Source organism: Shewanella sp. GXUN23E, from assembly GCF_050865035.1.
GTDB lineage: Bacteria > Pseudomonadota > Gammaproteobacteria > Enterobacterales > Shewanellaceae > Shewanella.
Genome location: NZ_JBOZWP010000021.1, coordinates 84,228 through 90,227 on the forward strand (window position 1 = coordinate 84,228; position 6,000 = coordinate 90,227).

The 6,000-nt window shown below is 54.8% G+C and carries 4 protein-coding genes; 1 reads left to right on the forward strand and 3 read right to left on the reverse strand.

What is annotated here, in order from left to right; translation table 11 throughout:
- Positions 1-105 precede the first annotated feature (105 nt).
- The 3 genes from ACRRUX_RS16445 to fabB all read right to left on the reverse strand — a co-directional run bounded on the left by ACRRUX_RS16445 (position 106) and on the right by fabB (position 3,664).
- Positions 106-1,122, reverse strand: a complete 1,017-nt coding sequence (locus ACRRUX_RS16445) for an aspartate-semialdehyde dehydrogenase (protein ID WP_432532291.1) — start codon at positions 1,120-1,122, stop codon at positions 106-108.
- 2 nt (positions 1,123-1,124) lie between these two features.
- On the reverse strand, positions 1,125-2,255 hold the full coding sequence (locus ACRRUX_RS16450; RefSeq protein ID WP_432532293.1) for a 4-phosphoerythronate dehydrogenase: 1,131 nt from the start codon (positions 2,253-2,255) through the stop codon (positions 1,125-1,127).
- A gap of 197 nt (positions 2,256-2,452) precedes the next feature.
- Positions 2,453-3,664: a beta-ketoacyl-ACP synthase I gene (gene fabB / locus ACRRUX_RS16455; protein WP_432532295.1), complete on the reverse strand. Its 1,212-nt coding sequence runs from the start codon at positions 3,662-3,664 to the stop codon at positions 2,453-2,455.
- A gap of 238 nt (positions 3,665-3,902) precedes the next feature.
- Here fabB and mnmC point away from each other — a divergent pair, with 238 nt between their 5' ends.
- Positions 3,903-5,762, forward strand: coding sequence for an FAD-dependent 5-carboxymethylaminomethyl-2-thiouridine(34) oxidoreductase MnmC (gene mnmC / locus ACRRUX_RS16460; protein WP_432532297.1), 1,860 nt, complete (start codon positions 3,903-3,905; stop codon positions 5,760-5,762).
- The last annotated feature ends 238 nt before the right edge of the window (positions 5,763-6,000 follow it).

Here is a 6,000-nt window from a genome sequence, read left to right on the forward strand (position 1 = left end):
TTATTGGGATTACTATAAACTAGAAAGCAACTCCCTGCTACTGTTCACAAGTTTAACAAATGAAAAAGCCTGCACGCAGGCAGGCTTTTTCAGGATTTCGCCGGATCAGTAATAATCACGGATCAGGATTTCGGCGATCTGCACACTGTTAAGGGCTGCCCCCTTACGAATGTTATCGGCAACCACCCACAGATTTATACCGTTGGGATGAGAAATATCTTTGCGCACCCTACCAACATACACAGGATCGGTGCCGGCAGCATCGGTCACGGCAGTTGGATAGTCTTCGTCAAAGTCAAACAGTTCAACACCTTCGGCGCCGCGCAATACAGCCTTGACCTGCTCTGCATCCACTGGCTGGTGGGTTTCAATGTGCACGGCTTCAGAGTGGCCGTAGAACACAGGTACACGTACTGCAGTGGGATTCACTTCGATACTGTCGTCACCAAAAATCTTCTGGGTTTCCCACACCATCTTCATCTCTTCTTTGGTGTAGCCGTTATCCATAAACTTATCAATTTGCGGCAACACGTTGAAGGCGATCTGCTTGGAGTAAACCTCGGGATCAGAAGGCAGGCCCTGCAGCAGCTTGGCACACTGCTTGGCCAGCTCCTCAATTGCCTTCTTGCCAGTGCCGGATACCGACTGATAAGTGCATACATTGATGCGGCTGATGCCAAAGGCATCATAAATTGGCTTGAGAGCCACCAGCATCTGGATGGTTGAACAGTTGGGGTTGGCAATGATATTACGGTTACGGAAGTCGGCAATGGCGTGCGGGTTTACCTCTGGCACCACCAGCGGAATATCATGGTCATAGCGGAAGTGAGAGGTGTTGTCGATCACCACACAGCCATGCTCTGCGGCAATAGGCGCCCACTTGGCTGATACATCGCCACCGGCAGAGAAGAAACCGATCTGGGCCTGTGACCAGTCGAAGGTCTCCACATCCAGGATTTCAATCTGTTTACCGTGAAAACTGACCGTATTTCCGGCACTGCGGCTGCTGGCCAATGGGTAAAGATTGGCCACCGGGAAATTGCGCTCTTCGAGGATTTCGATCATGGTTTGACCGACTGCTCCCGACGCGCCTAATACGACAACATTGAATTCCTGTGACATAGCTACAGACTGGCTCCTGAAAATCCTAATTTGGTCAACCAATTTACCTTAAAGTCCGGCGCGTTGACCAGCGTCAGGGCGCTGAATTCCCGTCTGTGTGTATGATTTTTTCTCAACTGATCAAATCCACCCTCGCGCTCGAAATTTTCACGGAACAATTTGTCGTCATCCCGCAGGTCATAAACCAGACGGCACAGATGCCGCAGCGCATTCTCATCCAGCTCTCGACCAACGGCCAGACGGGAAAAATCTGCCGCTGGCAGCAGACTCGACAGCGTGGGGCCAGCTTCCAGCCCCAGCAATTGGGCCAGCGCCTGATACAGCATCAGGGTTCCCCGGGCCCTGCCCTCCAGGCTGTAACCGGCAATATGCGGAGTAGCGATATCCACCAAAGGCACCAGCTGCGCCATGGGATTGGGCTCGCCCTCCCAGACATCCAGCACCAGTCTGAGATCCGGCCGCTGCTGCTTCACCCGGATAAGCGCCCGATTGTCGATAACCTCGCCGCGACAACAATTGAGCAGCCAGGCACCTGGTTTCAGGGATGCCAGTTTATCTTCGTCCAGCAGGTACCAGGTGGCATGCTCGCCAGTGCGGGTCAAAGGCACATGCAAACTGATAACGTCACACTCTGCCAGCAGAGTATGCAAACTGTGGAAGCTGCGACTGTCACCTGCCTGCTCGAGCAGCGGATCGCACAGCAAAGTCTCAACCCCATAAGCCGTCAGACAATGCGCCAGCGCACTGCCAGTATTGCCAGCGCCCACAATGCCCACTTTTTTGTGTTTCAGTTGACTGCCAGTCAATGCCGCCAGCTCCAGCATGGCGATAAAGGCATATTCACCCACCGCAATGGCATTGCAACCGGGTGCATTGGCAAAGGCAATGTCCTGCGCGTCAAGCAAAGCCGTATCCACATGATCTGTGCCTATGGTGGCACTGCCGATAAACTTGAGTTTGTGTCCCGCTGGCAGCAGCCCGGCATTGACCTTAGTGACCGAGCGCACCAGCAATATATCAGCGTCAATAAGTTGCTCGGCGCGCAGGTGACGACCGTTAACCAGGGTCACTTTGCCCAGAGGCGCAAATATCTGCGCCACATAAGGCATATTTTCATCGGCGATGATGTTCATCGTTTCCGGCAGGCTCGGGGGCGGGGTTGCAGTCATAGTCGTGGACATGGTTGTGGGCATGGTTATCAGTGATAGAAATTTATAACGTGGGATTTTAACGCAATTTCCCGGGGAAATTGGGCTGTCAGTACAAAAACACCTATCCCGGGTAATAAAAAAGGGAGCTAAGGCTCCCTTTCATTGCTCCCGCGTCGGGATTACTTGTACTTGCGCAGCACCAGAGTCGCGTTGGTACCACCAAAGCCAAAGCTGTTGCTCATCACTGTAGTCAGCTCTTTTTCCTGCATCTGGGTCACAATCGGCAGACCTTCAGCCTGTTCGTCCGGCGTGTCGATATTGATGCTTGGCGCGACAAAGTTATTGGTCAGCATCAGTGTGGAGTAAATCGCTTCATGCACACCGGCAGCACCCAGACCATGACCAGTCATCGACTTGGTCGAGCCGATCAGTGGCATCTTGTCGCCGAACACTTCTTTCAGTGCTTCCAGCTCGCGCACATCACCCACCGGTGTTGATGTACCGTGAGTGTTCACGTATTCAATCGGCGTATCCACATCGGCCAGAGCCAGGTTCATACAACGCACGGCACCTTCACCGGATGGCGCCACCATGTCATAACCGTCAGAAGAGGCACCATAGCCGATAATCTCAGCATAAATTTTGGCGCCACGGGCCAGTGCATGCTCCAGCTCTTCCACAACCACAATGCCACCACCGGCGGAGATAACAAAACCGTCACGGTTGGCATCATAGGTACGGGAGGCTTTCTCTGGCGTGTCATTGTACTTGGTGGACAGCGCGCCCATGGCGTCAAAGCCCATGGCCAGCGTCCAATCCAGTTCTTCGGCACCGCCGGCAAATACCATGTCCTGCTTACCCATCTGGATAAGTTCAGCCGCATGACCGATACAGTGAGCACTGGTGGCACAGGCAGAGCTGATGGAGTAGTTCACACCTTTGATTTTGAACGGAGTCGCCAGACAGGCACTGGTGGTACTGGCCATAATGCGGGGCACAATATAAGGCCCCACGCGCTTGACGCCTTTTTCACGCAGCGTGTCAGCCGCCTGTACCTGATTGGCCGATGACGCGCCACCGGAGCCAACTACCAGACCCACACGGGGGCTGGAGTACTGGGACTCCTGCAGACCGGCATCTTCAATGGCTTCCTGCATCGCCAGATAGGCGTAAGCCGCGGCATCGCCCATAAAGCGCAGCGCCTTGCGGTCAATCAGCTCAGCCGGATCCAGCTTGATACTGCCCCACACATGACTGCGCAGTTTCATCTGTTCAAACTGTTCAGAATGCGTGATACCGCTGCGTCCGGCCTTCAGGGATTCGATCACCTCGTTTTTGTTATTGCCGATACTCGACACAATACCCATACCGGTGATTACGACTCTTTTCATTATTTACTATCCATTCCGTCAATGTCAGGACCTGAGAAGTCGGCGCCGGCGCCGCCTGGTGGCGGTTCACCTGATTGATTGGCCGGGCTTCCCGGAATTTTGTTGTGGCAATACTAACCCTTAATGACGACTCAAGTGGTCAGCTTTCCGCAAACAAAGTTAAAATAATGCCCATTCTCTCCCGGGGAGTAAATGCATTGACTCCCATTAGCTGGCGCGAACAGCGCAAAAGGTCAAGATGTCCACGATTTCGGAGCTGTTAACCTCTCTATCTCACCTGCCACGGGCCTCGGTGGCGCTGCTGTGTGACCAGGATTTGTCGGCGCTTGCCCAGGTCATCGGCAGCAATCCTTTATCATCGTTACAGCTGACCTGTTACTGCCTGGGCACTCCGCAGCTTACCGACGCCGGATTGCCTCAGGTGAACATTCACGATTTGGTCGATACCGAGGCAATCGTCACTGACACGGTGCGCACACCACGCCATTGGTCGCTGGAGGGCGGACGGGTTTCCCTGTCGCTGTATTTTGGCCAAAGAGCGGACAAAGACGATGTTCAAAGTGCTCACAATCCTGCACAACTTGGCCATCGGCACAGTTATGATGCGCTGTTGCTGGCAGCCGATGCAAATCAAGCCCTGCTCAGCGATGACCATCTGCGACACCATGCTGCGGCGCTGGCCCGCTCAGCGCAGAGCATCACCTTACTCAAGCCAGATGACACTCTCAAGACACAGCTGTGTCAGGCCTGGACGCTCTCGCAAACAGCACAAACCACAGAACAAACAAAGGCGACGGCAGCAGGAGTATCCACTCAATCAGCCTTATCTTTGTCGCCGGTCACAAATGGCGCCTATCCACAGCCCGGAATGCGTCCGGGGGACATCGCTATTATTGGCGGCGGCATTGCCAGCGCGGCGCTGTGCCTGTCGCTGGCAGAGCGTGGTCAGCGCATCAGCCTGTTTTGCCGGGACGCACAGCCTGCGCAGGGCGCGTCCGGCAATCGTCAGGGCGCACTGTATCCGCTGCTCAGCCATGACCATGATTTGCTCAGCCAGTTCTATGTACAAAGCTTTCACTACAGCCGCCAGCGACTGGTGCAATTATTGGCGCATGGTCATGACATCGCCCACGGCCTGTGCGGCGTATTGCAGACCGCCCATGATGACAAGAGCGCCATGAGGCTGAATAAAGTGATGCAGTATCCCTGGCCACAAAACCTTGCCCACATAGTGGATGCCAGCAAGGCCAATGAACTGGCTGGCATTGCCATCGACAAACCCGGGCTGTATTACCCACAGGGCGCCTGGGTGTGTCCGGCACAATTTACCGCCGCCATGCTGGCCGAGGCAGGTAAACTCACTGAGTATCACGCTCACTTTGACACCAAGATTGAGTCCATAGAGGACAGCGATAAAGGCTGGTATCTGCACTCGGCCTCGCAGCGCTTTGGTCCGTTTGCCAATCTGGTGCTGGCCAGCGGTGCGGAGCTGACGACCTTTGAGCAAACCCAGGCGCTGCAGCTCAGTCCTTTCCGCGGTCAGGTCAGCCACATCCCCACGACCGCCAGGCTGAGTCAAATCAGCTGCGTGCTGTGCGCCGAAGGTTATATGACCCCCGCCCACGCGCAGCACCACTGTATTGGCGCCAGCTATGTAAAAGGCAGCAAAAATCTGGAATTCAGTGAGCAGGAGCAGCAGGACAATCTGCAGCGAATGCGCCACTCCTATCCCAATGCGGACTGGACCGCAGATATCGATGTCAGCGATAACTGCGCCAGAGTGGGCGTGCGTATGGTCAGCCGGGATCATTTCCCCATGATGGGTGCGGCGGTGGATACCCTGACCTTGTTTGAACTGGCCAACAACCACTCACAGGATGCGGCCTTCTGGCAGCAGCAAACGGCGCCTGTGCATCAGGGATTGTTTGTACTGGGGGGCTTTGGCAGCCGCGGTGTGTGCTCGGCGCCACTTACTGCTGAAGCACTGGCGGCGCAGCTGTGTGGCGAGCCCTCGCCATTCAGCCAGCAGATTGGTGAGCGACTGAATCCCAACCGCATGTGGATGCGCAAATTACTTAAGGGCAAACCGCTGTCATAACGAAAGTAGCTGCATAAAAGCAAAACGCAGTGAACAGGCTGCTGCCAGTCGCTGTTATTGCCGCGAGCGAAAATACCAATTTCATTTAATAGTTGACTGTTTCAGCGGGAGTTCAATGCGCTTGAGACAAGGCGAGCTGGCAAAGTCATAGTGGTGCTATGTCAAGACGGCGGGGCGCAGTATCAAGTGCATTGAAACCCGCACTGCGTGAGCGTGTCAGGCATCCTGCTTCTGTGTT